This window comes from Acidovorax sp. GW821-FHT10E04 (genome assembly GCF_059415185.1).
The window spans coordinates 423,371-448,517 of record NZ_JBWKMT010000003.1; the positions used below are offsets into that span (position 1 = coordinate 423,371).

The following is a 25,147-nucleotide window of genomic DNA, read 5'->3' on the forward strand; positions in this document are numbered from 1 at the left end:
ATTCTGCATACTCGCGATTGGAGAATTTTGCGCAGCGGTTTGGAGATCGCCTCAAAACCATTTAAAGAAATAATTTGCTATCCACAAGAATGTCACCACAGCTCCTTCCAGCACCAGGAACCATCCTGTAATTTTCATATTTTTTTTTATTCTAATATTATCTTTGGAATCTTTCATATTAATAAATCAAGTAAAAACCTCAATGACAAGCAAGCGAGCCACCGTCAACAACAGCCAAGCCGCCCCACCAATAAATATAATCGGAAAAGAAATAGCAACATATCCGCCAAAAATTACAGAAAGTATGATCCCAGCCATTAAACCTATAAGCCTTGCGCCAGAAAAATTTAGATTGTATTTGTTATCTTCATACATAGCCAAATACACACCAATCACAAACCCAATTGCTCCCACTATCGCCGCAAGCAGAGGCCCAGCAACGATGATCGCAATTCCCGACACAAGACCAAGAGCTAGTCCAAGCAATATCCCTCCATTCCCCCTACCCTCAATCATGTAAGCCCCAGCCCCCGTCTCCGGGTCGGTAATGATGTACCCATACCCCGAGAACCCATGCGCGTTGATTCCGCGCTCGTGGAAGGTCACTTCCTTGCCCGCCTGGATGGCTGATTGAATCTCTTGCCCCACTGTGCCGCCCACTGGTAGCTTTGCCAATGCCGTGGCTGCGTTGCTTTGGTTGATGGTGTAGATCCGCTGGCCTTCTGCCTGGGCGATGGCAATGGCTTTCACTGCCGAGACCGCTTGTGCGCAGTCTGCTTTGTTGGGGTTTTGGATTTGGCCTAGCTCGTCGGTGTATTGGCACTGCGTCGCGTCCACCCACAACTGCTCGGGCACCGCGTGCTCCATGGCGCTGCTGTATTGCCCCCGCAGCTTGTTGTACGCAATCCACCGGTTTTGCGCTGCAGTTTTGCCGTTAGCGGTGAGTTCGGGTTTGTTGTTGATCGCGGCACTGGGGTCGTCGTTCTTGACCCACCGGATGTGCCGCAGGTGCCCGATGTCCATGTTCAGCCCCTGGAAGCTGATGCCCGTGGTGACGATGCCGTACAGCTTGTTGGGTTTGACTTGGGCGTGGAACAGGCCGTAGCTCAAGGCGGGCCGGTCGATCGTTTGGGCCTGGGCGCTGGCGATTGCGCCGTGGCTCTGCAGGCTGGCGAAGTAACTCCACATCGTTCCTGTCAGCAGATCCCCCGTCAAATTTTCGCCAGTCATGCCTTGCAAGATGGCCGCCCGCTGCGCTTCAGGAGCGGCCTGCGCTTGTTCCAGCTTCTGCTTGTTCACCTTCATCCGGGCTCTCAGCGTTTCCAGCTGGGCTTGGTTGATGCCCTGGATGCTCAGGCCCAATGCCGTTTGCTGGCCTGCGATGAGCTGGTCTTGGGTTTCGTCCCAGTCCTGGCTGCCATAGCGGGTGAAGCCGCCTTGGCCTACGGGTTCGCTGCCTGCGCGCATGCCGGGGCCGGTGGCTACGACGGTGCCGTCCACCGAGATTTGGGGCTTGAGGTTGATGCTGCTCGATAGCCCCCTGGGCAGTTGGCTGGGGTCCAACTGTTGGCCGGGGGCGGGCTTGGGGATGAGGGCTGCGATGGCGGCTTCGTCAGCGGCGCTGGCTGCCACCCAGGCCAGGGTGATTTTTTTGCCGGCGATGGCTGCGGTGGGGGTTTGCCAGCTCAGCAGGGGGTTGTCTCCCCACGCGGCGCTGCGGGCGTCTGCGTAGATTTCGTATTTGAAGTGCGTTTTGCTGGACGTGGGCAGGTCGCTGTGGGTTTGGCTGCGCGTCTTGATGTTGTAGGGCAGGGTGCCTGCCAGGTAGGGCAGCGGGTCGATGGTGGCTTGCCGCGCGCCCAGGACGTCACCTACTGTGCTTTGGCCTGCGTTTTGGCTGTCGATGTAGGTTTTAAGGCGGGCCTGGTAGCTGCCCAGCTGGCTTTGCAGGGCGCTGGTGTTGAGGTTTCTCACCCAGCCTTCTGCCGGGTTGGTTTCTGCGCCTTGCTGGGCTGCGTTCAACAGGGCCTGGGCGTCCAGCGGTACGGCACTTTGCAGGTCCATGCCTTCTTTGAAGGTGTATTGCTTGAAGCTGCCGTCCAGGGGCACCCAGGTGTCGGGGGTGCTTTGGCCTGGGGTGTGGCGCGTGCCTCGGCCGGGCTGGTATTGGATGAGGGCTTCGACCCAGGTGTGTTCGATGCGCAGGGCCTTGATTTGCCCGCCCGATACCAGGGCTACATTGCTGACCCCGCCTTGGCCCCAGATTTGCTGGGCGGCGTCTACGGTGCGGACGCCGCCCACCCAGTTGAGGGCCTGGGCGGTGGGGATGTCTACGGTGCCGGCCACATACCGCGCAGGGATGCCGCTGGCGCGCAGCAGGGCCACCAGCAGGCTGGCGGTGTCCACGGCGTTGCCGGATTTTTTGTCGAGCGTGTCTTGCGCGCCTTGTACGCTGCCTTGGGTGGGCACGTAGTGGATGTTGTCGTGCACCCACTGGTAGATCTTGTGGGGGTTGTGGCCCAGGGTTTGGGCCAGGGCCTTGATGGCGTCGGTGTGGGGGGCATCCAGCGTGGGGGCCAGGTCGGCTGCGCTGGGGGCGCTGGCGGCTTTAGCGCTTTGCACGGTGGCGGCCTTGGCGGCGGATGGAGGCTGCTCTGCCTCAGGGCCATCCATCTGGATGGGCGCTTGGGGGCGGGCTCGCTCTGCCTGCCAGGGCAGCTTGTTCAGGTTGAGGGGCAGGTGGGTTTTGCCGGGGGCCTCTGTGTCGATGAATTCCTTGAGCACCTGCAAGGCCGCGGCCTTGCCATTGCTGCTGCCTTCCTGCACGGCCTGGAGGCGCTTGACCAGCTGTTCGTGCTTGTCTGCAAAGGCGGCTTCCTGGGCGAGCTGGCGGTCAAGAACGCTGCCTTCAACGCCTGCGTTTTGCCAGGTGTTGCGCAGGGATTCCCATTCTTGCTGGAGCGCCTGGGCCTGGCGGTCCAGCGTTTGCACGGCGGGCAGGCTCGAGGCTGCGTCAGTGACGGTGGCGGCGATGCCGGGGGTGCCAGATTCGGGATTCAGCGCTCTGGCCAGTTGCTCCAGGGTGTCAGCGTATTGCTCGGCTGGCGCACCGCTTTGCTGGCGCTGCTGCACCGCCAGCTGGTTGCGCTGCGCCATTTGCGCGTGGACGAGGGGCAGTCCCACGGTGTTGAGCACCGAGGCCGTGAGCAGCCAGACCACCGCGCGTTTGAACCAGCCCACCGGGCGGTCCTGCTGAGTGGGCTGGGTTGGGTGACTGCGGGTGTGCTGGTGCCCGGGGGCCTGCAATGGGCGCATGGGGTCGTTCTCTCTCAAAGGGGGAGTGACAGTGGTGGCCGGTATCAAAAGCCCGGTGGCGGCAACGGGGTTTCGCAACTGCGTCATTGCGCCCCCCCACCTTGGCGGTATGCGAGGCCAGGCTGGCAGGAGCTAGCCCGCAGGCGATACGCGGCAACCACCGCCAGCAATACGCCGGCGAGCCACAGAAACCACGGCTGGTTGACGGGGATGGAATTGGTGACGCCGGGTGTGCCTGGGCCACCGGGGCCTCCAGGCCCCCCTGGCGCATTGGCCCGCACCACGTAGGTAACCGTCGCCGTTGCCAGGTCCACATCCACGTCATACGCCTTGGCCTGGCTTGTGGGCAGTGCAGTTGCCGATTTGAGGTTGTTGCCGCTGCCGATCAGCAGGGCCTCCACCGTGTAGATTCCCTCCATCGCGGTTCGAAGCGTTTGCTGGGTGTCTGTGGACCGAAGACCGTTGGCTTGCAGTTGGCCCAGCAGGTGGGTGTGGGTGTAGACCACGGCATTGTTGGGGTTGCGCACGGTAATGCGCACACGGGCGTTGTCCACTGGCGCATTTACCGTGAGATTGCGGGCCAGGTTGCTGATGCGTACGCGGTCATTGGGTGCGTATTGAGCCTTGTCCACCGCCACGGTCAGCGCAGCCTTGCCGGCGCCCTGCGGTGCATCTGCAACGATGGCGAACAATGTGCTGCCCACGTCCACTGTTTCGCCCTGGGTGTTCAGGAGTGTGGCGACCAGTGTGTAGGTTCCGGCCGGGTAGCGCGCGGTGTTCCATGGCTGCTTGTGCGGCAACGTTGCGCCCGCAACCACGTCACCCAGTTCGTGCGGGGCAAATCGCGCAACTTCGACCCCGATGGCGTCATGGATGCGCAGCACGAGCGTCAACGCCGCCGATGTCGTGCCGAGGTTGAGCACGGAGGCGCCCAACTGCACCGCGGCATTGGCGGCGTAAGAGGGCTTGTCCGTGCTGGCACTGACACGCGCAACGATGTCGTCGGGTGACGCCCCGGCGGAGTACTTGGCCCCGATGATGGTGAGGTAGCTGTCGTCTCGGCTGAAGCCAGCAATGGTGGCCAGAAACGGCTTGGCCGCCTTGATGCGCCCTGGGCCGGTAGGTATCGCGACATGGCCCACGCTGTAGCCGCTAATACCCAAGGTTGTGAAACCAGACACATCCACAGGCAGGCCATTGAGCTGGAGGCTGTTCATCGCAGGGGTCGGAATTGCGATGTTCAGGTAGTTTTCCTTGTAGGGCGAAAGGTTGGTCGGCGCCGTGAACACGTAGTCAGAAAGGGTTTGATCGATCCCGCCCACGTAGGTAAAAGCTGGGTCCCCCAGCACTCCTCCGGTCGTGATCGTGGACCCCTTCAGGAACTGTCCCACCAGCACGGGAGCGGAGGCTACGATGTGAAGGCTCTCCGCGTCAGTCACCTCATGGAACTCCCCCGCATTCAGGGTGGCCACCAGCGCACCGTTCACCCGCACTTGGGTGGCAGCGGTGTTGGCCACGATGCGAACAAGGTTGCCCGCTGTGCCGGTGTTGGCTGTTTTGGGCGCCACATACTCAGCGGACCAGTGCTTCACAGGCGGCAACTGGGTGAACAAGTGGTCGCAGTAGCCAGCATGGAGTGGCACGTTGGCGCATTGCCCTCCCGCAAATACCGCCACGGGTTTGTTGGTTTGTATGCGGGTGCCCGTGATTTCATTGCCGGAGTAGGCGGTGTAGATCACGGACTGGCCTTTTTGCAGGGTCACGTCAAAGGGAACATTCGCAGGCTGCCCCGTCGTCAGGCTGCTGGCAGGCGTGACGGTGGCCACCGTGCCGTCCTCCACGGCGGTCAGTGAAAACTGGATGACGCTGTACGCATGGTTCCAGTCGACGATGCGGTATTCCAGGCCCAACGCCGTGACGTCAAGCAGGTACGACATGTCCGTGGTGTACATCTCGCGGTTCAGGAAATACGCGCTCACCCCTTTGCTGGCGTACACCTGCAGCGCCTTGTCCACTACCTTGCCCGCCTCGTGCAGAAACTGGTTGTTGGGCACCATGAGTTCCGCTACGCCGCTGGCACCAACAACAAAGCTGTAGTTGATGGCGCCGTCGTTGCTCACAACCTGGCCCGTGGTGCCTTGCTCGCCAAATATGAAGAGGTATCCAACAGGTCCCGCAGAGGTCGTGGGGTAGTTCGGATGCCCCACTGCCACGGCTCGCAGGGTGTTGCTGGCCTCCAGGCCATAGTCCGGCTTCAGCGGCAGGTTGATGGCGGTGCTCGTGGCGATGTCAAAGCCGCTGCTGCTGCCCTGGTAGCCGGGGGCGTTTGCCGCGAGGTTCCAGCGGCCCGCAGTGATGTTGGCAAATTCATAGCGGCCATCGACCCCCGAGGTGGTCTCCAGCAGGCTGACCCCCGCCAGGACCACCTTGGCCCCTGGCACCGGGCGTTGGCTCTGGGCATCGAGCACCACCCCGTATATGCGGTCTTGCCCTTGCACCTTAGGGGTCATTTCCACCGGCAGCACGTACCGCGTTCCCGCCGCCAGATCCACCGCAAAGGCCACGTTGTCATACCCGGGCGCAGACACCTGCACCTGGGTAGCCCCCGCGTTGAGGCCCGAGATTTCCGCCACACCCTGGGCATTGGTCTGCAGCACCTGCGGGTTGCTGCCCGAAAGGGTCACCGTGGCACCTGCAATGGGCTGGTGGGTGGCTCTGTCAGTGACGGTGGCCTGGATGGCGATGGGTTGCTGAGGGTCGACGCTGGGGTGCAGCGGCACGTCGAACTGGTGTGTGCCGTTTTGCACGAGCGTGATGGCTTGTTCAAAACGTTGATAGCCCGCTTTCTCCATGGAAACGGTGCGTGAGCCAGCAATATCCGGCACACCACCAATGGTGTAGCGCCCGGCAGCATCCGTGGTGGCTGTGCGGCCGGTGCCATCCACGACCACGGACACCCCCTGCAGAGGCAGCCGTGTGGAGGCATCCGAAACAATGCCTTGCAGCACCGTTTGATCGGGACCGATGTTGTTTGCGGTCAACGTGACAGGCAGGACGATGGAGTGATGGCCTTGCACGTTCATGGTGATGATGCGCGTTGCAAAGCCGCTGGCAGACACCGTGACGGTGTTGTCTCCTGCCACCACGCCAGCGTCGAAGGCAACCTCACCTTGGGCGTTGGTGCTGCGGATCAGGCCATTGAGTGACACACTGGCCATTGCAATCGCCGCGCCTGTTGCCTGGTTGCTTACAACCACCTTGAGCGTGCTTTGCGCGGTGCTGCGGCGGAAAACCGGGTCGAACCGCACCTGCTGCCCCGCCAAGGCACTGAAACTGGCCTCGACCCCTTGATAGGACGAATAGCTTGCCTTCAGGCCCATCGCACCGGGCGCAATACCTTCGAGGACGTACTCACCATGGGCGTTGGTCTGCGTGGTCGAGCTGCCGACCGAAATGGTGGCGTTGGCGGCGTTCTGGAAACTCACCCCGTCGTTGGTGAACTTGGCAACGCCTGAAATGGTGACGGTGCTCGCATTGCCGACCGTGAGCGCCTTCAGGCGGATGGTGCCCAGATCCAGCTGCTGGCCCTTGAGCAGCCCCAGGTCCGCGGACAGCGAAAGGTATCCAGCGACCTCGATCGCCAGATTGTGGGTGCCGGCAGCCAACTGCAGAAACTCGAAACGCCCCTGGGCATTGGTCACGGCGGGCTGGGCACTGCCGGTCAACCGCACTGACACCCCCGCCAGCGGCTGGCCCGTGGTGTCGCTCACCAAAAGGCCTTGCACGCTGGCCAGATCGGGATTCGTGGTGGGCTGGCCCGCGATCCAGAGCGCGCGCAGCGCCAGGGCCGTGACGTACGGGTCACCATCCCAACTGCCATCCGCGCGCTGGGCGGCCTTGAGCGAATCTACGGCGGGCTGCACGGCGGCTGCCGTGGACAGCCCCGGGAGCACCGCCAGCAGGGCCTGCGCATTGCGCAGGGACCCGCCCCACGACGGGGCAGCGCCGCGTTCGGCGAGCAGCCAGGTGCGCGCGTTCGACAGTGCCGATGCCACCGCAGAGGTCTGGCGATAGGGGTGGAGCGCCTGTACGGCCTGCGCCGTGGAGAGAAGCGCATCGCCATCGGTGGCGAGGGCCCATCGGCCGTCCACCTGCTGCGCGGCCAGCAGCCAAGCCAGCGCCTGATCGGCGGTTTCGGGATACGAAGCGCGTGACGCCGTGAATGCGGCAACGGCCCACGCCGTGTCCTGCACATTGCTGGCATAGCCCACCGTGGCGCCAAATCCGCCATCCGCGTTCTGCTTGGGCGCAAGGGCGTCAAGATGGGCCGTGCTGGCCGATTGGAGCTGTTTTGTCAGGGACTTCCGGGCCAGTACCTCGACGGTGTCGTCACTCGCCGCAGCGATCGCATCCAGCATCACCGGCGGCACCGGCCTGCTCCAAGCACGCAAGGTGGCGGCGGCTTCCGAGCGGCTTTGCACGGGCAGCGCAACAGAACCTGTCTCGCTCGCCAGACCCCCGCTGGGTTGAACCTGCCCCTGCAACCATGACAGGCCCAGCGCCTCGTCGGCCCAGGCAGTGTGGGAGAGCAGGAAAACGAAAACGAAGCACAGCAGTCGCACGCAGCCAACCACTGCGCACCCTGTGATCGGCGCGCGCATGAGGACCCTCTCTTATTTTCTTCACACCGCGCGCCGTGGGGGATACCGGTACTGATCTACGCCAGCTCCGGCATCCAGCGCCAATAGTGCAAATCTCCGTTTGGCGACCATTCACCAAAGAGGGGCGGAGCGTAGCAATCGATGGCGCATTCAGTTGTTAAATTTTGTGATATTGTTTTCTCAATATCATCAAATTGCGCCCAATTTGCTCAAGCTACCTTCATTCATTTGCAGCGTGACGAGGGAGTGTCTGGTCCCCCGAAACTCAAGCCAAAATGGCCGCAGCGCCTGGATGAAACGCGCCACATGCTATTGAATGCAGAGCATCTTTGCCCACTGACGGGGCGATACGGCGCCCGCCGGTTCTCCGCCCCCGTCTTCGACATGGACGGCTTGTCATCGACTCGGAGCGCATGGCTCTGCGGGCCTGCATCAATGCAGCGCGGGCGCACAGCCTCCTGCCGGCCGAGGCGGGTTATCTACAGGTAGTGGGCCGGGCCTTGCCGGAATCGATCATGGTGGCGTCATCGTCACGGCGCGACGAGATCGAGCACCGCCTGGGCCGCATGGAGGTGCTGCACCACTTCCAGGCCCTGGCGGGCTGCAACGAGGTGGAGCGGAGCAAGACCGACCCGGCGCTGTACCGGCTGGCCGCTGCACGGCTGGAGGTAGAGCCAGCCCAATGCCTGGCGTTTGAAGACAGCGAGAACGGAGCGTGCGCCGCACAGGCAGCCGGCGTGGCGGTTGTAGTCGTCCCGGACCTTGAGCACCCTGCGGCAGGAGATTCTGGAGCGCATGCCATGGCGTGCTCGAATCGCCGATGATGGCGCCGGCCATCTGCCGCGCTGGTTTCACCGGATCGGGGTGGCGTAGCGCCTGCCGCCCACGGCGCTTGGGACCACCGCCACATTTCGCGGATCAATCAGATTGGCGTCCACCGCATGAACCATGTGCGCCAGCAGCTATGAAAAGCAGAGCATCTACTGCTTTTGCTTCTGATAGGCCTTGTCCGCTGGCGGGCCCCGGTCCGTGTCCTGCAGGCCCCGCTGCACGTCCCGGTAGGCCTGCTCCACCTGGGCATCGGGCTGGCCGTGGGTCATGTCCACCGATTCATCGCGCTCGTGCGGCAGCTTGGGCTTGTCGGCGCTTTCGGGCGGCGGCGCGGCCTGTGGGGTACGCCGGCCGGCGGTGGCGGGCGACTGGGGCGTGGTGGTGTTGACGCTGGGCTGGCCGGTGGGGGCGGCGCTGGGGTGGTCCGGGGTGCTGGCGGTGGGCATGTGATCTCTCCTGCGGTACAGGGCTTCATCGTAGGAAAGCCCCTGGAGCCGCCGTGTAGTCCCCGGCGCCATCTGTCCGCCGGGTGAAGCGGCCGCTGGCCGCGAAGGCGCAGGCGCCAACCCATGCGACACTACTGTATGTCTCAACAGGTGTGGGCCGCGCAGGCCCTTGAATCTTTCGATGCGGTGGTGCAGGCCACGCCCGGGTTTCGCAGCCGCGACGGCCAGCGGCGCATGGCCGAGCAGGTGGCACGCACGTTCAGCAGCGCCACGCTGGGCAAGGTGGACGAGGAGGGCGGTGAGGCGGCGCCCAAGCGCTCCATCGCCGTCATCCAGGCCGGCACGGGCGTGGGCAAGTCGCTGGCCTACTGCGCGCCCGCCATCGCGCTGGCGCTGTCGCGCGGCACGCGGGTGCTGATCTCCACCGCCACCGTGGCGCTGCAGGAGCAGCTGGTCAACAAGGACCTGCCGGCGCTGGCCGCGCTGATGCCCCAGCCCTTCAAGTTCGCGCTGGCCAAGGGGCGCGGGCGCTATGTGTGCAAGCTCAAGCTCGACCGGCTGGCGGGCACGGGCGAGGCCGAGGCGTCCGATGAAGACGACCTGTTCGCCGAGGAGGAGGCCGCCGCCCGCGCCAAGCGCCCCCGGCAGGAAACCGAGGCGCGCATCCAGTTCTACGGCGCCATGGCGCAGACGCTGGCCAAGGGCGCCTGGGACGGCGACCGCGACAGCCTGGAGACCCCGCCCGAGCCCGAGGTGTGGAGCCCCGTGGCGGCCGAGGGCGCGTCGTGCACGGGCAAGCACTGCCCCGCCTTCAGCCAGTGCACCTACTACGACAAGCGCAAGGAGCTGGTGGGCGCGCAGGTGATCGTGGCCAACCATGACCTGCTGCTGTCGTCGCTGGGCGCGCGCGTGCTGCCCGAGCTGGACAACTGCCTCCTGGTGCTGGACGAGGCCCACCACCTGCCCGCCACGGCGCTCGACCAGTTCGCCTGCAGCATGGACCTGTCGCGCCTGGCGTGGATCGACCGGCTCTCCAGCCGGGGCCTGCGCATCGGCGCACTGCTGGAGGTGGAGGAGATCGCCGACATCCCGCGCCACGCGGCCCAGCTGCGGCAGACACTGCAGGACCTCGCGCGCATCGTGATGGACGTGTACGGCCCCGCGCTCAAGAGCCAGAAGGACACCTGGGGCCCGGCCCGGGTGCGGGTGCCGCGCGGCGAGCTGCCCGAGCCGCTCACCGCGCCGCTGGGGCTGCTGGCCGCCAGCGCCGACGGCTTCCTCGAAGCCCTGCGCGCCATCAGCAAGGCCCTGCGCGCCGAAATGCGCGACAAGCCCGAGGAGGCCAAGCGCCTGTCCACCCTGTATGCGCAGATCGGCATGCTGGCGCCGCGCCTGGAAGAGCTGCACGCTACCGCGCAGCTGCTGCTGCAGGAGGCCCCCCAGGGCGCAGACCGCAGCTTCGTGCCTGCGGCCAAGTGGTTCACGCTGGAGGTCGATGGCGATTTCATCGTGGTCAAGGCACACGCCAGCCCCATCCTGCCGGGCACCACGCTGCGCAACCACCTGTGGAACGCGGTGCGCGGCGCGGTGCTCACGTCGGCCACGCTCAACAGCTGCGGCAATTTCGATTTCTTCCTGCGCGAGGCCGGGCTGCACGGCGACGAGGCCGCGACCACGCTGGAGGTGCCCAGCCCCTTCAACTACGCCGCCCAGGGCACGCTGATCGCCGCCGAGACGCGCGCCGACCCCAAGAACGCCGCGCAGTTCACGGCCGAGATGGTGGATGCGCTGCTGCACGACATCGCGCGCGTGGAGTACGGCGCGCTGGTGCTGTTCACCTCGCGCGAGCAGATGCGCCAGGCCGTGGACGCCTTGCCCACCGCCATGCGCGGCGTGGTGCTGGTGCAGAACGCGCTGCCGCGCACGCAGCTGCTCAAGCGCCACCGCGAACGGGTGGAGAACGGCGAGCCCTCGGTCATCTTCGGCATGCAGTCGTTCGGCGAAGGGCTGGATCTGCCCGGGCGGCTGTGCGAGTCGGTGTTCATCACCAAGCTGCCCTTTGCCCCGCCCGACGACCCCGTGGGAGAGGCCCGCGCCGAATGGCTGCGCGCCGTGGGCCGCGACCCGTTCAGCGAACTGGTGGTGCCCGCCACCGCCATCCGCCTGGCGCAGTGGGTGGGCCGCGCCATCCGCACCGAGGACGACCAGGCGCATGTCTACTGCTACGACAAGCGCCTCATGCGCACGAGCTACGGCCAGCGCCTGCTCAAGGGCCTGCCGCCCTTTGCGCTGGAGCAACGCGCGCCCCTGTAGGATGCCCCCCGAGTCGCCTGCGGCGCCGTCCCCACCAGCGGGCGCCACGGCGGCACGGGCCGGGGGCTGGACCCGTCCCATGCGCGTGCTGCCCCTCCCTTCCTCCCCATTTGCCATCCCCAGCGAGAACCCCATGACGAATGCCATCCCCGCCTGCCCCCAATGCGGCCTGGAGAACACCTACCCCGACGGCAACCACTACATCTGCCCTGACTGCGCCTTCGAATGGCCCCAGGCAGCCGAATCCGCCGAGGCCGACGCGCCCGAGGGCGGCGGCGCCGTGCTGGACGCCCACGGCAACCCGCTGGCCGATGGCGACGCGGTGATCCTGGTGAAGGACCTCAAGGTCAAGGGGTCCTCATCCACGCTCAAGAAGGGCACCAAGATCAAGGGCATCCGCCTCGTCGATGGCGCCGACGGCCACAACGTGGACTGCAAGACGGAGCTGGGCAGCATGCTGCTCAAGTCAGAGTTCCTGAAAAAGGCCTGATCGGGCCCGGCCCCGGGCCCCCGCCCGCGATACAGGGCACGGGGCGCGGCGGTGTCAGATAAACACCCACGCCCCGGCGGGCGGCGGGCCGACACGGTGCGCGCGCCACCCTGCCTAGAGTGAATGGAAGCACCGACCCCTTCCCCCATTCACCACCGCACGGAGAGCCCATGCCCCACGACACCCCCGCCCACGACACCTTGTGGAAGCTCATCAAGGACATCCGCTTCGGGATGCTGACCCACCGCACCGCCAGCGGCATGCTGCATGCCCACCCGCTGACCACGCAGAACCGCCGCATGGACGAACAGGCGGAGCTTTATTTCTTCATCCCCAAGTCCGGCGAACTGTACGAGCGCCTCCTCACCGATGGCGAGGTGAACGTCTCGTACGCCGACCCCGGCGCGGACAGCTATGTCTCGCTCTCGGGCCAGGCGCGTTTCGTGGACGATCTGGCGCAAAAGGAAGCCTTGTGGTCGACCGCGGCCCAGGCATGGTTTCCGGGCGGCCACACCGATCCGGAGCTGGCCCTGCTGGCCGTGCGCATCCGCCATGCCGAATACTGGGACGTGGACGAAAGCAAGATGGTGCAGCTGTTCAAGATGGCCAAGGCGGCCGTCACCGGCCAGCCCCCGCGCCAGCTGGGCGAGCACAAGGAACTGACGCTGCCGTGAACGGCACCGCCACGCCTTTTCTTCACCATCCATTCCAGGAGGTTCCATGAGCAGCAAGGAAAACCGCCGCGAGGAAGACCCATCGGGCGGCAATGACAACACCGAGGGCTCGGGCAAGGTCGCCCAGGCCCACAACAGCACGGGCGACAAGCCCACCACCCAGATCAACCAGGGCCGCCGCACCCCCGAAAGCCGGGGCGACCGCGACACGCACCTGGGCAGCAGCAACCAGGCGCAGTCGCGCCGGGGCGCCGCCGGCAGCAGCGGCCCGGCGGGCAGCCGCGGGGCGGGCTGAGCGCCGCCGGCACCGGCACCGCTCGCACCCATGCGCAAAGAGCCTTCGGGCTCTTTTCTTTTGCGCGTGGCCCTTGAAGCAAAAAATTTTCCATCCATATACCATCCATATGGATGGAAATCATCCACACCACCGGCCACGGAGGGCCCCATGACCCCAGCTCCCGCTTCGTCCCTGGCCGTGCGCGGCAAGATTCCCGATTCCGAAAAGATCACGATCAACCTGGGCTTTGTCGACCTGGGCCACATCGACCTGCTGGTGTCGGAAGGGTTTTATGCCAACCGCACCGACTTCATCCGCACGGCCATCCGCCAGCAGCTGGCCGCCCAGGGCGACGCCGTGCGGCAGGTGGTGGCCCGCAAGATGCTTGTGCTGGGCCTGCAGCGGTTTGGCCGCGCCGAGCTGCAAGCCGTGCAGGCAGCGGGCCAGGTGCTCGAGATCCGCGTGCTCGGCCTGGTCAGCATCGACGACGACGTGCCGCCCACCCTGGCGCAGGCCACGATTGCCTCCATCACGGTGCTGGGCGCGTTTCACGCCAGCGCCCCGGTCAAGGCCGCCCTGGCAGGGCGCATTGGCTGAGCGCGGCGCACCACCGCAACCACCACCACGAAAGAACCCCATGGACTGGAACCTCAAACTCAAGCAGCTGATGGGTCAGGCCACCCACCTGGTGCGCAGCGGCCAGCTGGCGGATGCCACGCGGGCCATCCAGCAGGCGCTGGGCAGCGCTTCGGCCACGGCGCCGGGGCCCGCCGCGCCGCCGCCGGAACGCGCGGGCCCCGCCCCGGTGCAGGCACCGGCAGCCCCCTTCGCCTTTCGCACGGGAACCCCGTGGCGCAGCAGCGCGGCGCAGGACGTGGAGGACGCGGTGGTGGTCGAGCGCGGCACCGTGCAAGCCCCCCCGGGCGCGGCCCGGCCCGCCCCACCGTCCGGGCCGGGTGCACGCCCGGCGGCCGCCGCGCCGCACGCCGCCGAGCCCCCGGACAGCTTCACCGCAGTCGCCTTCAGCCACCCTGGTGCCCCGCACAACCCGCACCACTACCACCTGTACGTGCCGCCCGGCGCGGGGGCCGGCACGCCCATGCCCCTGGTGCTGATGCTGCACGGCTGCACGCAGAACCCCGTGGACTTCGCCACCGGCACCGGGATGAACGCCGCCGCCGCCCCGGCCAACGCGCTGGTGCTGTACCCCGCACAGCCCCACAGCGCCAACCCCAACGGCTGCTGGAACTGGTTCCGCCCCGAAGACCAGCGCCGGGGCGGCGGCGAACTCGCTCTGCTGGTGGCGATGGTGCAGGACGTGATGGCGCGCCACCCCGTGGATGCGCGGCGCGTCTACGTGGCGGGCCTGTCGGCCGGCGGCGCCATGGCCGCGCTGCTGGGCCGCGAGTACCCCGACGTGTTTGCGGCCGTGGGCGTGCACTCGGGCCTGCAGGCCGGCGCGGCACACAACGTGATGGGGGCGCTGTCGGCCATGAAGCATGGCGCCAGGCCGGCGGCGGGCACCCCGGCTCCGGGGGCTGTTGCGGCGGCGCCCCTGATCGTATTCCACGGCGATGCCGACACCACCGTGCACGCCCGCAACGGCGAGCAGCTGGTGCAGGCGGCGCGGGCCAGCGCCCCGGGCACCGTGGAGCTGGGCACGCACCAGGGCCAGTCGGCCGGTGGCCAGGGCTACACGCGCACGGTGTATGGCCTCGCAGGCGCGCCGGTGGCGGAGCACTGGGTGCTGCATGGCGGCGGCCATGCCTGGGCGGGCGGGCATGCGCAGGGCAGCCACACCGACCCCCGGGGGGTATCGGCCACGCGGGAGATGCTGCGGTTCTTCCTGGAGCATCCCCGGGGACTGGCCGGCACCCCGCCATAATTTGCCCGGGAGCGCAGCGCCACCTTCATCCAGCACAACAACACGGTGCGAAAGCCATCCAGGGAGAGGAATCCGTCATGGAGAACGTCTACATCACCGTCGCGGGGCTGGTGGCCATCGGGCTGGTCTTCTACGCCCTGCGGCGTTCGGGGCGCCAGGACAACACCCGCACCGACCTGCGCATCACCGCGGTCTCCATCGCGCCCCCCTCGGGCAGCGTGCTGCAGGCCAACACGCCGATCACCGTGACCCTGGACTACCGCTACGGCGCGCCGCGCGAGCCGCTGTATGCGTGGGTGAAGATCCTGGACACCACCTACGACTCCCTCTACGAAGGCTCGCACGACATGCTGAACCCGGGCTCCGGGCGTGTGAGCCGTTCGGTGCACCTCACGCAGGCGGGGACCGTGCGCGAGTTGTTCATCGTGGTCAAGAACCGGGACTTCGTGGAGGTGTTCAACCAGGCCATCGCCGTGGACTTCACCTACGAGGAAGCGGTGCTGGACGAGGCGCAAAGGAACGATGGCAAGGGATCGCGGATCACCGACATCCGTCTGTCCATTGCGTCCCCCGCCACGGTCAAGGCCGGCACCCGCATCGATGTCGAGGTCGAATACGACATCCAGGCGGAGGAAGGCCTGGACATCTGGGTCATTCCCGACACGCAGGCCAACATGACCTACGAGGGCACCACGGGCCGGCTGGACGGCGCGGGGACCGTGCACAGGCACTTCACCCTCATCGACCCCTGCGCGCTCACGGGCCTGCGGCTGCTGATGAAGAATGCGTCGAGCCAGACGGTCTACGAACACCGCGTGCCGGTGGACTACACCTTCACTGCGTAGCCGTTCCCAGCCGACCACCCCCGGGGCCCGGCACGGGGTTCGGTTTATCCTGCAGGCCCGCCGGCACAACCCGCTGCGGCCCGCAATGGGGGCCGCTGACGCACGGCCTTGCCCCTCGGAACACCCATGCCCCCCATCGCCGTCATCGACTTTGAAACCACCGGCGTCTCGCCCGGCCAGGGCGCGCGCGCGACCGAGATCGCCATCGTGCTGCTGGAAAAAGGCCAGGTAGTGGACCGCTTCCAGAGCCTCCTGAAAACCGGCGCGTGGATTCCGCCGTTCATCACCCAGCTCACCGGCATCACCAACGCCATGGTGAACGCGGCCCCTGAGGCCGCAGGCGTCATGGCCGATGCCGCGCGCTTCGTGGGCGACGCGCCCATGGTGGCGCACAACGCGTCGTTCGACAGCAAGTTCTGGCAGGCCGAACTGGCGCTGGCCGGCGTGGCTGCGCCGCACCCGTTTGCCTGCACGGTGCTGCTGTCGCGCCGCCTGTACCCCCAGGCGCCCAGCCACAAACTGGGGACGCTGGTGGACTACCACGGCCTGCCACGCACCGGCCAGGCCCACCGGGCGCTGGCCGATGCCGAAATGGCCGCCGCGCTGCTCGCGCGCATCCAGCACGACCTGCGCACGCGCTGGCGGGTGGCCGAACCCAGCCATGCACTGCTGCAGCTGGTGCAGCGCTGCGCCAAACCCGCGGTGGGCGCGCTGCTCGCGCGGCACGCCACGCCCTGAATGCGTTTGCTACATATTCGATAGCCTGCTGCGCTTATCCACAGTGCGCTAGAAGGCATTTTCATTCATGTTCCAGCCGTGCCCCAGGGGGCACCTGATCCGGGTCCTCGGCCAAATCCCGGAAAATCCGCGCTTTCGCTTTTCAACCAGACCACCGCATGACCGACACCACCCCAGCCGCTGCCGCCGCCGGCCGCCCCCCACTCCCCGACCACCTGAGCGTGGACCCGCGCAGCCCGCACCATGTGGCCGCGGTGTTCCAGCACGACATCGGCATCCGCTTCAACGGCAAGGACCGCACGGATGTCGAGGAATACTGCGTCAGCGAAGGCTGGGTGAAGGTGCCCGCGGGCAAGACGGTGGACCGCAAGGGCCACCCGCTGATGATCAAGCTCAAGGGCAAGGTCGAGGCTTTCTACAAGTGACATCGCCCCGCGCGGCCGCGCCGCGCCGGTATCTGCCGCGCGTTTTCCGTGCCTGACGACAACGCCGCCCCCTGGGTGATCCATTGCGACGGCAGCGCCGTGCCCAACCCGGGGCGCATGGGGCTGGGCGCGGTGGTGCACGCGCCCGATGGCACGGTGGCGCAGCAGCTGTCCGAGGCCACCACCTTCACCGGCTGCAACAACGAGGCCGAGCTGAGGGCGCTGGCCCTGGCGCTGCGCTGGCTGCAGGCCCAGGGCACCGCTGCAACCGCTGGCGTGCGGGTGTACAGCGACAACAGCGTGTTGGTGGAGCAGCTCGCCCCCGGTGGTGCGCGCGCCGCGCCCATCGCGCGGCTGGCCTTGCTGTTCGACGAGGTGCGCGGGCTGATGCAGGCCGTGGGCGATGTGGCGGTGCGCTGGATTCCGCGCCACCGCAATGGTCAGGCCGACACCCTCGCGCGCGGCGCGCTGGGCCTGGCGCCCAAGCCGTCCACGAAGCACCACACCCGCACCAGGAAAAAGCGGCGCTGACCGGCCGGCGCGCTGCGCGCTCAGTCCAGGCCCAGGGCCTCGCGGTAGGCGTTGATGCGGGGCAGCAGGGCCTGGCGGCGGGCCAGGCTGCCCGGGGGCCAGTGGGCGTCCCGGTCGTAATACTGCGCCACGGCGGGCGTGCCGGGCGCAAGCACCACCCAGGGCTGCTTCGACGCGGTGTAGATGTGGATGTCGGGCGGCAGGTGGTCCGGCGCGTCCAGCGTGCCCACGCGCACGAAGGCGACGAGCGGGCCCGCGCCGGAGTAGTGGCTCCACACCGCCACGCGGCAGTGCGGGCAGCGCGCGATCTTCTGGCCAAAGCCGCTTTCGGACGGGGTGTCCACCAGGTCGACCTCGCCCACCCGCAGCGCCAGCCTGTCGGCCTCGATCATGGCGTTCAAGGCGAACGACGCCCCGCTTTCCCGCTGGCACCAGCGGCAATGGCAGCAGTGCACGAAAAGCGGCGCGGTGAGCATGCGGTAGCGGACATGGCGGCAGGTACAGCCGCCGTCCAGCGGGAACACGGGGTCTGGGTGCGTCATGGCAGGGCGGTGGGCGGCAAAACGGAACGAGGCACCATTTTGGCGAAAGCGCGGGACAAAATCACGCGGCCGCCGCGCGCGGTGCCCGTCCCCGGGGTGCAAGCGCCGTTCAGCCGCCCGCGCGCGCCAGCAGCAGCGCCTTTTCCTGCGCGTTGCGCGTGAGGCCCGCCGCGCGCTCGAACTCGGCGCGCGCCTCGGCCACGCGGCCCAGCTTGGCCAGCAGGTCGCCGCGCACGCTGGGCAGCCAGTGGTACTGGGCCAGCACGGGGTCCGCCGCGATCTCGTCCACCAGCCGCAGCGCCGCCGCCGGGCCTTCGGCCATGCCCACCGCCACGGCGCGGTTCAGCGCCACGACGGGCGAGGGCGCCACCTGCGCGAGCGCGTCGTACAGCGCCACGATGTGGGCCCAGTCGGTGTCCTGGGCGCGCCGCGCGCGGGCATGGCAGGCGGCGATCGCGCCCTGCAGCGCGTAGGGGCCCCAGGCATGGCCCGCGCGCGCCAGCTCCTCGGCCTTGTCGAGCGCGGCCAGGCCCCGGCGCACCAGCAGCCGGTCCCACCGCGCGCGGTCCTGGTCCATGAGCAGCACGGGTTTGCCCTCGCCATCGGTGCGCGCGGGCAGGCGCGAGGCCTGGATTTCCAGCAGCGCCACCAGCCCCTGCACCTCGGGCTCGTCGGGCACCAGGCTGGCCAGCACGCGCACCAGGCGCTGGGCTTCGCCGCACAGGGCAGGGCGCATCCAGTCGTCGCCCGCCGTGGCCGCGTAACCTTCGTTGAAGACGAGGTAGATGACTTCGAGCACCGACGCCAGGCGCGGCGCGCGCTCGGCCGCGCCCGGCACCTCGAAGGGCACGTGGGCGGCCGACAGGCTGCGCTTGGCCCGCACGATGCGCTGCGCGACGGTGGGCTCGGGCACCAGGAACGCCCGTGCGATCTCGGCCGTGGTGAGGCCGCCCAGCAGCCGCAGCGTGAGCGCCACGCGCGCCTCGGTGGGCAGCACGGGGTGGCAGGCGGTGAAGATCAGGCGCAGCAGGTCGTCGCCGATGTCGTCCTGCTGCGCAGCGACCAGGGCGTCCACCACGTCGGGGGCGTACTGGGCTTCGAGCGCCTGCAGGTCCTTGCCCAGCGCCTCGTGCTCGCGCGCATGCACCGCCTGCTGGCGCAGGTGGTCGATGGCGCGGCGCTTGGCCGTGGTCATGAGCCATGCCCCCGGGTTCGCGGGCAGGCCGGTGGCGGGCCAGTGCTCCAGCGCGGCCACCAGCGCGTCCTGCGCCAGCTCCTCGGCCCGGCCCACGTCGCGCGTCATGCGCGCCACGCTGGCGATGATGCGCGCGGCCTCGATGCGCCACACCGAATCGATGGTGCGGTGCAGGGCATCGGCGCTGGCATCGGCATCGGGACTGCGGGGGTTGTGCATCGGTGGCCTCGGTGAAAGCTCAGCCCAGCGCCTTGCTGGCATCCACCATGTGCACGAACTCCCAGCTGTGGCCGTCCAGGTCGTCGAAGCTGCGCGAATACATGAAGCCCAGGTCCTGCACCGGGCGCGGCGAGATGCCGCCGGCCGCCACGGCCTTGGCGACGAGGGCATCGACCTCCTCGCGGCTGTCGCACGAGAAGCACACCAGCACCTCCGAGGTGGTGCGTGCGTCGGCGATCGTCTTGCTGGTGAAGGTCTGGTAGAAGTCCCTGACCAGCAGCATCACGAACAGGTTCTCGCCCACCACCAGGCAGGCGCCCTGTTCGTTGGTGAACTCGGGGTTGAACTCGTAGCCCAGCGCGCGGAAGAACGCCTGCGAGCGGGCCATGTTCTCGATGGGCAGGTTCACGAAGATTTGCTTGTGCATGAAAGGCTCCTGAAGGGGTGGGAAGGTAAAGGGAAACAGAAGGTTTGGCAAAGGTGCGCGGTTCAGGTCGCTGGTTTTTGCGCCACGGCCTGCAGGTTGGCCAGGCCGTCCTCGAAGTCCTGGCCGACCATGCGGTCCATGTTGAAGAACAGGTGGGCGATCTTGGCGACGTACGGCACGGGGCCCTGCATGGCCCAGGTGACGCGGGTGGCGCCGGAGCCCTCGGGCTGGAGCGTGAATTCCACCTGGTTGTGGGCCTCGAACGGGGCCACAAAGTCGAGCTTCATCGCAACCCGCGCGGGGGCCGTGGCGTCGACGATCTCCATGCTGCCGGAGCCCACCTTGTCGCCCTGCCACGCATAGCGCGCGCCGGGGCCTGCGGTGGTGGCGCTGTACTGGCCCTTGGCGGCGGGGTCCTTGCGTTCATACGGGTTCCAGGTGTTGAACTGGCGCAGGTCGTGGATGAGCCCGTACACACGTTCTGGCGGCGCGGGGATCACGCGGCTGCGCTCCACGCGGAAGCTGTCGGGGCGGGTGGCGGCAAACGCCAGCAGCAGCGCCAGGGCGGCGAGCAGCACGAGGGCGATGGTCTTGATCATGGCGATGGTCTCCAGGCAGGGGCAGCGGTTCAGCGGCGGGCTTCCAGGTCGCGGAAGTGCTCGACGCCCTCCACGGCGGCGAAGTCCTCCATCTCGTAGAGCGGGCGCACCTCAATCTCGGCCTCCAGGCCCTCGCCGCGCGGGTTGGGGAAGCGGCGCGTCCATTCCAGCGCCTCGTCGCGGTCGCGCACCTGGATCAGCGTGTAGCCGGCGATGAGCTCCTTGGTCTCGGTGAAGGGACCGTCGGTGATGGTGGTGCGCGCCCCGGCCGCGCCGTAGCGCACGCGCCAGCCCTGCGCGCTGGGCTTGAGGCCGCTGCCGTCCAGCAGCACGCCCGCCCGGGCCAGCTCTTCGTGGTAGCGGGCCATGGCGGCCATCAGGGGTTCGGTGGGCATGTCGCCGCGCTCGGATTCTGCGGTGGCTTTCACGATGATCATGAATCGCATGGGGTTCTCCTCGGGGTGTCAGGGGGGCGGGCCATGGCGCGATCCGTGGCCTTCACCAGCACGACGGACGAACCCGTGGCAGATCGACAGCTTGGTGGCTGGTTCAGGGTTTTTACTTAGAAAAAGAGGGTGGGGCGCGGCCCGGCCTGCGCCACACGCCCGCAGCGCCGCCCGCTGTGGCGTATCCGCCAAGCCGTGCAAATGGTTACCGGCCATAGCGATCTGCCTCGGTAGGATGCCGCGCGAGGGACCCGACCGCAATGACCAGCCACAACGACACCGAACCAACACCCCCCTGGCTGGCCAGCATCCCGCTCATGCCCGGCCACCAGGCCCTCGCGCTGGTCATCGTCCACCCGGGCCGGGCCGTGGTCCCCGCCGAAGGCCTGGGCGAGGTGCTGCGCTTCTGGGCCGACGGGCGCGGCGGCTGGATCGGCGCAGCCCGCGCGGCCCACGGCCCGTGGGGCTACATCGACGGCGAGGGCCGGTGGCGCGTGCCGCCCACGCTGCAGAACGCGCGCAGTTTTTCCGAGGACGGGCTGGCCCGCTTCTGCGACGGCGGGCGCTGGGGGTTCATGGACCTGGCGGGGACGGTGGCCATCCCTCCCGCATTCGACAACGCCCAGCCGTTTCGCAACGGTTTGTGCGCGGTGCAGGTGGGCCAGGATGCCTGGCGCATCATCGACCGCACCGGCCACACCACCTGCGACGAGGTGTTCCATGAGCTGAGCCCCTTCGGCGCCAATGGCCTGGCGCGCGCCACGCTGTGGAAGAAGGCCAGCAACCAGCGCACCCAGGGCTTCGTGGACCGCACGGGGCGCTGGGTGATCGAGCCCCGCTTTCGCGACGCGCGGCCGTTTGGCGAATCCACCGCCACGGCCGCCTCGCTGGACGGCGACACCTACGGCCTCATCGACGCACAAGGCCGCTGGGTGCTGGAGCCCCGCTACCCGCGCATCGATGCCTTCAATGCCGAGGGCCTGGCCTTCTTCGACGAACCCCATGCCTGGGACAACGGCCATGGCTACCTCAACGCGCGCGGCAAGGTGGTCGTGAAAGGCGGGCGCCACCTCTCGCGGCGCATGGCCTGCGGCGTGGCCGCCAACAGCTATGACGGCACGGGCTTTCTCACGGCCGACGGCAAACCCCTTGCGGCCCCGCCGCTGAGCTACGGCACGGATTTCTCGGCGGAAAGCGGCTTTGCCGTCGTGCGCACCGCCGCCGCCGTGCGCAAGGGCGCGGCCGATGCCACCACAGCGGCCCCGGCGCACTGGGGCCTGCTGCACCCGGACGGCCGTTTCGTGCCCGCGCCCGACCACCTGCTGGAGCCGCTGACCGATGGCGATGGCTGGCTGGTGGGGCACCCGCCGGACACGCCGCTGGTGCCGTTTCTGACCCGCGACGGGCAACTGGCCTTTATCGACGGCGAGGGCGCCGTCGCCTGGCGCGCGCACTACGACGGCCAGCAGGTGGCCCTGCTCGACGCCGGGGGCACGCCCCTGTGGCGCAGCGGCGTGCGCGAGAACTGCTGGCCCCCCGGGCCGTTCTTCCACGCGCCGCTCACCGACCACCTGGAAAACCTCAAGACGCTCGACGGCATCGTGCCGCTGGCCGTGGACCTGCTGGCCGACGCCGAGGCCCGGCTGCACCGCCTGGCGGCGGGCGATGAACTCGCGCCCGACGAACCCGTGGACGGCGACGATGAAGATGACGATGACGACGGGGAGCAGGACCCCGGCCAGGTGCAGGCCGGCCGCACCGTGGTCGTGCGGCGGGTGATGCGCGCCTACCTGAGCGAATCGCACAACGGCCCCTACGAATTCCTGTGCACCGACCTCAACCGCGCGGTGGACGAAGCCCGCGTGGCGATGGTGCAGCAGCTGAGCGCGCGTTTTGGCGCCGCCGACCCGAACCCGGAGCACGCCGTCCCCTGGCGCCGCCAGGGCGACTACACGCAGGCCTGGCCCGTGGCGCTGGCCAAGCCCCTGCCGGGCGACGGCGGCGCGCTGCACGAGGCGCGCGAACAGTGGCTCACGCTGTACAAGCATTCGGACTCGGGCGACGGCGATGTGTGGTGGGAACTGTGGCTCATGGCCGCGCCCAGCATCGACGCGCTGCAGCTGGCGCAGCGCGCGCGCGGCGCCGGCCCCGCCACGGAACCGCCCGGCCACGGCGGCGAGCCCGAAGGCCCGGACAGCGACGGCCCGGCGCTGGACAGCCGGCCCCCCGAGGGCGCGCCGGCCACGCAGCCGCCCCGGACACGTGATGAATGGCTGCACGCCGTGTGCAACGACCGCCATGCGATCGCCCATGTGCCCGCGCAGTGGCTGGACGATGCGGTGGTGGATGCCGCCCTGGATGCGAACGTGGCGGCGCTGGAATACGTGCCTGCGGCCTGGCGGACAACCGCACGGCTCGAATCGCTGGTGCGCCGGGGCCTGCGCGAGGCGGCCGGCATCCCGCCCGAATGCATGACCGCCGAAGCCCTGGCCCTGGCACGCAGCCTGTATGCCGGCCAGCCCGAATGGGACTGGCGCGACGAGCGCAACAGCCGCATCCCCGCCACCTGGGACCACAACAGCCTGTGCGACGTGTGGGGCTGCCTGCTCACGCCCGAGCTCGCGCTCAAGGCGGTGCGCGCCCAGGCGCCGCTCAAGGACCTGGCGCACTGGCTGCGCACCGATGCGGTGGAGCAGGCCGCCCTGCAGGCCGACATCTACAACATCAGCTACATCGACCCGCGCAAGATCACGCCCGCGCTGGCCGAGCGCGCCGTGCGGCACGACTACGGCTGCCTGATCGAGCACATTCCCGCCGACATGCTCACGCCCGCGCTGTGCCTGGCCTCGGCGCGCGCCAACGGCCTGTCACTGGACAAGATCCCTGCGGCGCGGCGCACCACCGACGTGTGCGTGGCCGCGCTGCAGGACCGCTGGGACATGTTCCTCGCCGTACCGCCCGCGCTGCGCGAGGACGTCACCACCCGGCTCATCGCGGACGACCTGGACCAGGCCCGCCGGGACGGCGAACCCCGCGAGGCCAGCCACTGGCACGTGCAGCGCGCCTGGGCTCGGCTGTGGGCGGGCGACCCTGAAGGCGCGATGGCCGACGCCCGCCTGGGCCTCGGCCGCGTGCGCCACGAAGAGCATGCGCGCTACATCCTGGCCAGCGCCTTGCGCGCCCTGCGCCGCACGCAGGAAGCGGCGCTCGAGGCCTCCACGGTGCTCTCGCTGCAGTCGCCCTACGCCGCGCAGTGGGATGCCGCCGAGGACACGCGCTGGCTGCAAGGCCTGGCGCAGGGCCAGGCCCAGGCGGCCGATGACGCCACGCTGATCGCACGGCTGCAGTCGCACCCGCGCACCCTGGCCGATGTGCCGCGCGAACGCATCACCCACGCCATGGTCGATGCCGCCCTGGCGGCCGACGAGGACACGGTGCGCTTCGTGCCCAAGCGCCTCATGACCCCCGCGCGCTATGCGGCGGCGCTGCGCCAGGGCGTGAAGGATTTCGGCCAGATCCCTCCCGACATGCTCAGCGAGGAAGCCTGCATCGCGCATGTGCAGGAGGGCGGCTGGCGGCTGGAGCAGATCCCGCCCGCGCTGCGCACCGTGGCGGTCTGCGCCCACGCGGTGCGCCGCAGCGCCAGCGCCATGGAACATGTGCCCCAGGCCCTGCACGACCAGGCCCGGGAAGCCGCCGCGCGCCTGCCCCGCGATGACGGGGATGCCGCAGACGGCACCCCCCGCGCCGGCGGCGTGGGCGGCTGGCTGGCACGCCACGTGGTCGATTCCGCGCTGAAGGGGCAGGGCACCGCCGCCCGCCGTCTGCAGCACCAGGGCGTGCTGGCCGCGTTCCTGGTGCAGGCCGCCGTGACCGCCCGGTCCGGCACGCCGCCCACCCTCACCGGACTGGCGGGCTGGTTCGAGCAGCGGCCGGTGCTGGCCTGGGCCACCCACCTGCTGCTGGGCCTGGCGGCCTGGGTGGGCCACGCGTTCGTCTCGGTGGCTGCCTGGCGGGCGGAAGGCGCGTGGATCGGGCTGGGGACGTTCGCGCTCATGGGCTTTTCCGAACTGTACTGGGCGTGGCGGTTTGTGTTCGCCAGCCCCCAGAGCCCCTGGCTCGCGGTCGCGGCGGCCCTGGTGGTGGTCTACCTGTTCGGCTGGCGCCGCCTGTACCGCCGCGTGGGCCTGGCCTTCGCCCACCGCGGGGATTCGGCGGCGGGGGACTGAGCCCCAGCCGGCCCACCGGCTGCTGCGGCTGCTGCGGCCACCTTTTACATTTTTCCTAG

General features: G+C 68.2%; 20 protein-coding genes. 12 read left to right on the forward strand and 8 right to left on the reverse strand.

The window, feature by feature from the left end:
- Window positions 1-186: 186 nt before the first annotated feature.
- Both AC07OC_RS11315 and AC07OC_RS11320 read right to left on the reverse strand, forming a co-directional pair.
- Window positions 187-3,315 carry a transglutaminase-like domain-containing protein gene (locus tag AC07OC_RS11315; RefSeq protein WP_494601185.1) on the reverse strand — a complete coding sequence of 1,043 codons (3,129 nt, stop codon included), beginning with the start codon at window positions 3,313-3,315 and terminating at the stop codon, window positions 187-189.
- Window positions 3,316-3,398: 83 nt separating this feature from the next.
- Window positions 3,399-7,976 carry a carboxypeptidase regulatory-like domain-containing protein gene (locus tag AC07OC_RS11320; RefSeq protein WP_494601187.1) on the reverse strand — a complete coding sequence of 1,526 codons (4,578 nt, stop codon included), beginning with the start codon at window positions 7,974-7,976 and terminating at the stop codon, window positions 3,399-3,401.
- A gap of 515 nt (window positions 7,977-8,491) precedes the next feature.
- Between AC07OC_RS11320 and AC07OC_RS11325 the strand changes: the two genes are divergently transcribed.
- Window positions 8,492-8,800 (forward strand): HAD family hydrolase, encoded by a 309-nt coding sequence (locus AC07OC_RS11325; protein WP_255590952.1) that lies wholly within the window; start codon window positions 8,492-8,494, stop codon window positions 8,798-8,800.
- A 156-nt stretch (window positions 8,801-8,956) separates the two neighbouring features.
- Here AC07OC_RS11325 and AC07OC_RS11330 read toward each other — a convergent pair whose 3' ends face one another.
- Complete coding sequence (locus AC07OC_RS11330) at window positions 8,957-9,253, reverse strand: hypothetical protein (RefSeq protein WP_218296367.1); 297 nt, start codon at window positions 9,251-9,253, stop codon at window positions 8,957-8,959.
- Between the two features lie 138 nt (window positions 9,254-9,391).
- Here AC07OC_RS11330 and dinG point away from each other — a divergent pair, with 138 nt between their 5' ends.
- The 10 genes from dinG to AC07OC_RS11380 all read left to right on the forward strand — a co-directional run bounded on the left by dinG (window position 9,392) and on the right by AC07OC_RS11380 (window position 17,431).
- Window positions 9,392-11,566: an ATP-dependent DNA helicase DinG gene (gene dinG, locus AC07OC_RS11335; RefSeq protein WP_218339327.1), complete on the forward strand. Its 2,175-nt coding sequence runs from the start codon at window positions 9,392-9,394 to the stop codon at window positions 11,564-11,566.
- A gap of 133 nt (window positions 11,567-11,699) precedes the next feature.
- Window positions 11,700-12,056 carry a zinc ribbon domain-containing protein YjdM gene (locus AC07OC_RS11340; protein ID WP_218296368.1) on the forward strand — a complete coding sequence of 119 codons (357 nt, stop codon included), beginning with the start codon at window positions 11,700-11,702 and terminating at the stop codon, window positions 12,054-12,056.
- Window positions 12,057-12,226: 170 nt separating this feature from the next.
- Window positions 12,227-12,730: a pyridoxamine 5'-phosphate oxidase family protein gene (locus AC07OC_RS11345; RefSeq protein ID WP_218296369.1), complete on the forward strand. Its 504-nt coding sequence runs from the start codon at window positions 12,227-12,229 to the stop codon at window positions 12,728-12,730.
- A 46-nt stretch (window positions 12,731-12,776) separates the two neighbouring features.
- On the forward strand, window positions 12,777-13,025 hold the full coding sequence (locus tag AC07OC_RS11350; RefSeq protein ID WP_218296370.1) for a hypothetical protein: 249 nt from the start codon (window positions 12,777-12,779) through the stop codon (window positions 13,023-13,025).
- Window positions 13,026-13,175: 150 nt separating this feature from the next.
- Entirely contained in the window at window positions 13,176-13,604 is a 429-nt protein-coding gene (locus tag AC07OC_RS11355; RefSeq protein ID WP_218296371.1) for a CopG family transcriptional regulator, read from the forward strand.
- A gap of 40 nt (window positions 13,605-13,644) precedes the next feature.
- Window positions 13,645-14,892, forward strand: coding sequence for an extracellular catalytic domain type 1 short-chain-length polyhydroxyalkanoate depolymerase (locus AC07OC_RS11360; RefSeq protein ID WP_494601190.1), 1,248 nt, complete (start codon window positions 13,645-13,647; stop codon window positions 14,890-14,892).
- A 77-nt stretch (window positions 14,893-14,969) separates the two neighbouring features.
- Window positions 14,970-15,737: a hypothetical protein gene (locus AC07OC_RS11365; RefSeq protein WP_492806730.1), complete on the forward strand. Its 768-nt coding sequence runs from the start codon at window positions 14,970-14,972 to the stop codon at window positions 15,735-15,737.
- A 126-nt stretch (window positions 15,738-15,863) separates the two neighbouring features.
- The gene (locus tag AC07OC_RS11370; protein WP_494601193.1) at window positions 15,864-16,475 is read left to right on the forward strand and encodes a 3'-5' exonuclease; all 612 of its coding nucleotides are present in this window, start codon (window positions 15,864-15,866) and stop codon (window positions 16,473-16,475) included.
- A gap of 158 nt (window positions 16,476-16,633) precedes the next feature.
- On the forward strand, window positions 16,634-16,900 hold the full coding sequence (locus AC07OC_RS11375; protein WP_218296375.1) for a DUF3297 family protein: 267 nt from the start codon (window positions 16,634-16,636) through the stop codon (window positions 16,898-16,900).
- Between the two features lie 48 nt (window positions 16,901-16,948).
- On the forward strand, window positions 16,949-17,431 hold the full coding sequence (locus AC07OC_RS11380) for a reverse transcriptase-like protein (RefSeq protein ID WP_370627749.1): 483 nt from the start codon (window positions 16,949-16,951) through the stop codon (window positions 17,429-17,431).
- Window positions 17,432-17,451: 20 nt separating this feature from the next.
- On the opposite strand, the gene AC07OC_RS11385 is transcribed toward AC07OC_RS11380, so the two are convergent.
- From AC07OC_RS11385 to AC07OC_RS11405, 5 genes are all read right to left on the reverse strand, one after another.
- On the reverse strand, window positions 17,452-17,973 hold the full coding sequence (locus AC07OC_RS11385; protein WP_218296376.1) for a GFA family protein: 522 nt from the start codon (window positions 17,971-17,973) through the stop codon (window positions 17,452-17,454).
- 109 nt (window positions 17,974-18,082) lie between these two features.
- Window positions 18,083-19,387 carry an RNA polymerase sigma factor gene (locus AC07OC_RS11390; protein ID WP_218339323.1) on the reverse strand — a complete coding sequence of 435 codons (1,305 nt, stop codon included), beginning with the start codon at window positions 19,385-19,387 and terminating at the stop codon, window positions 18,083-18,085.
- Window positions 19,388-19,406: 19 nt separating this feature from the next.
- A complete protein-coding gene (locus AC07OC_RS11395; RefSeq protein ID WP_494601196.1) occupies window positions 19,407-19,814 on the reverse strand; it encodes a VOC family protein in 408 nt (135 codons plus the stop codon).
- A 62-nt stretch (window positions 19,815-19,876) separates the two neighbouring features.
- Window positions 19,877-20,413, reverse strand: a complete 537-nt coding sequence (locus AC07OC_RS11400; protein WP_494601198.1) for an SRPBCC family protein — start codon at window positions 20,411-20,413, stop codon at window positions 19,877-19,879.
- 29 nt (window positions 20,414-20,442) lie between these two features.
- Window positions 20,443-20,859, reverse strand: coding sequence for a YciI family protein (locus tag AC07OC_RS11405; RefSeq protein ID WP_218339320.1), 417 nt, complete (start codon window positions 20,857-20,859; stop codon window positions 20,443-20,445).
- 260 nt (window positions 20,860-21,119) lie between these two features.
- Between AC07OC_RS11405 and AC07OC_RS11410 the strand changes: the two genes are divergently transcribed.
- On the forward strand, window positions 21,120-25,088 hold the full coding sequence (locus AC07OC_RS11410; RefSeq protein ID WP_494601200.1) for a WG repeat-containing protein: 3,969 nt from the start codon (window positions 21,120-21,122) through the stop codon (window positions 25,086-25,088).
- Window positions 25,089-25,147: the final 59 nt, after the last annotated feature.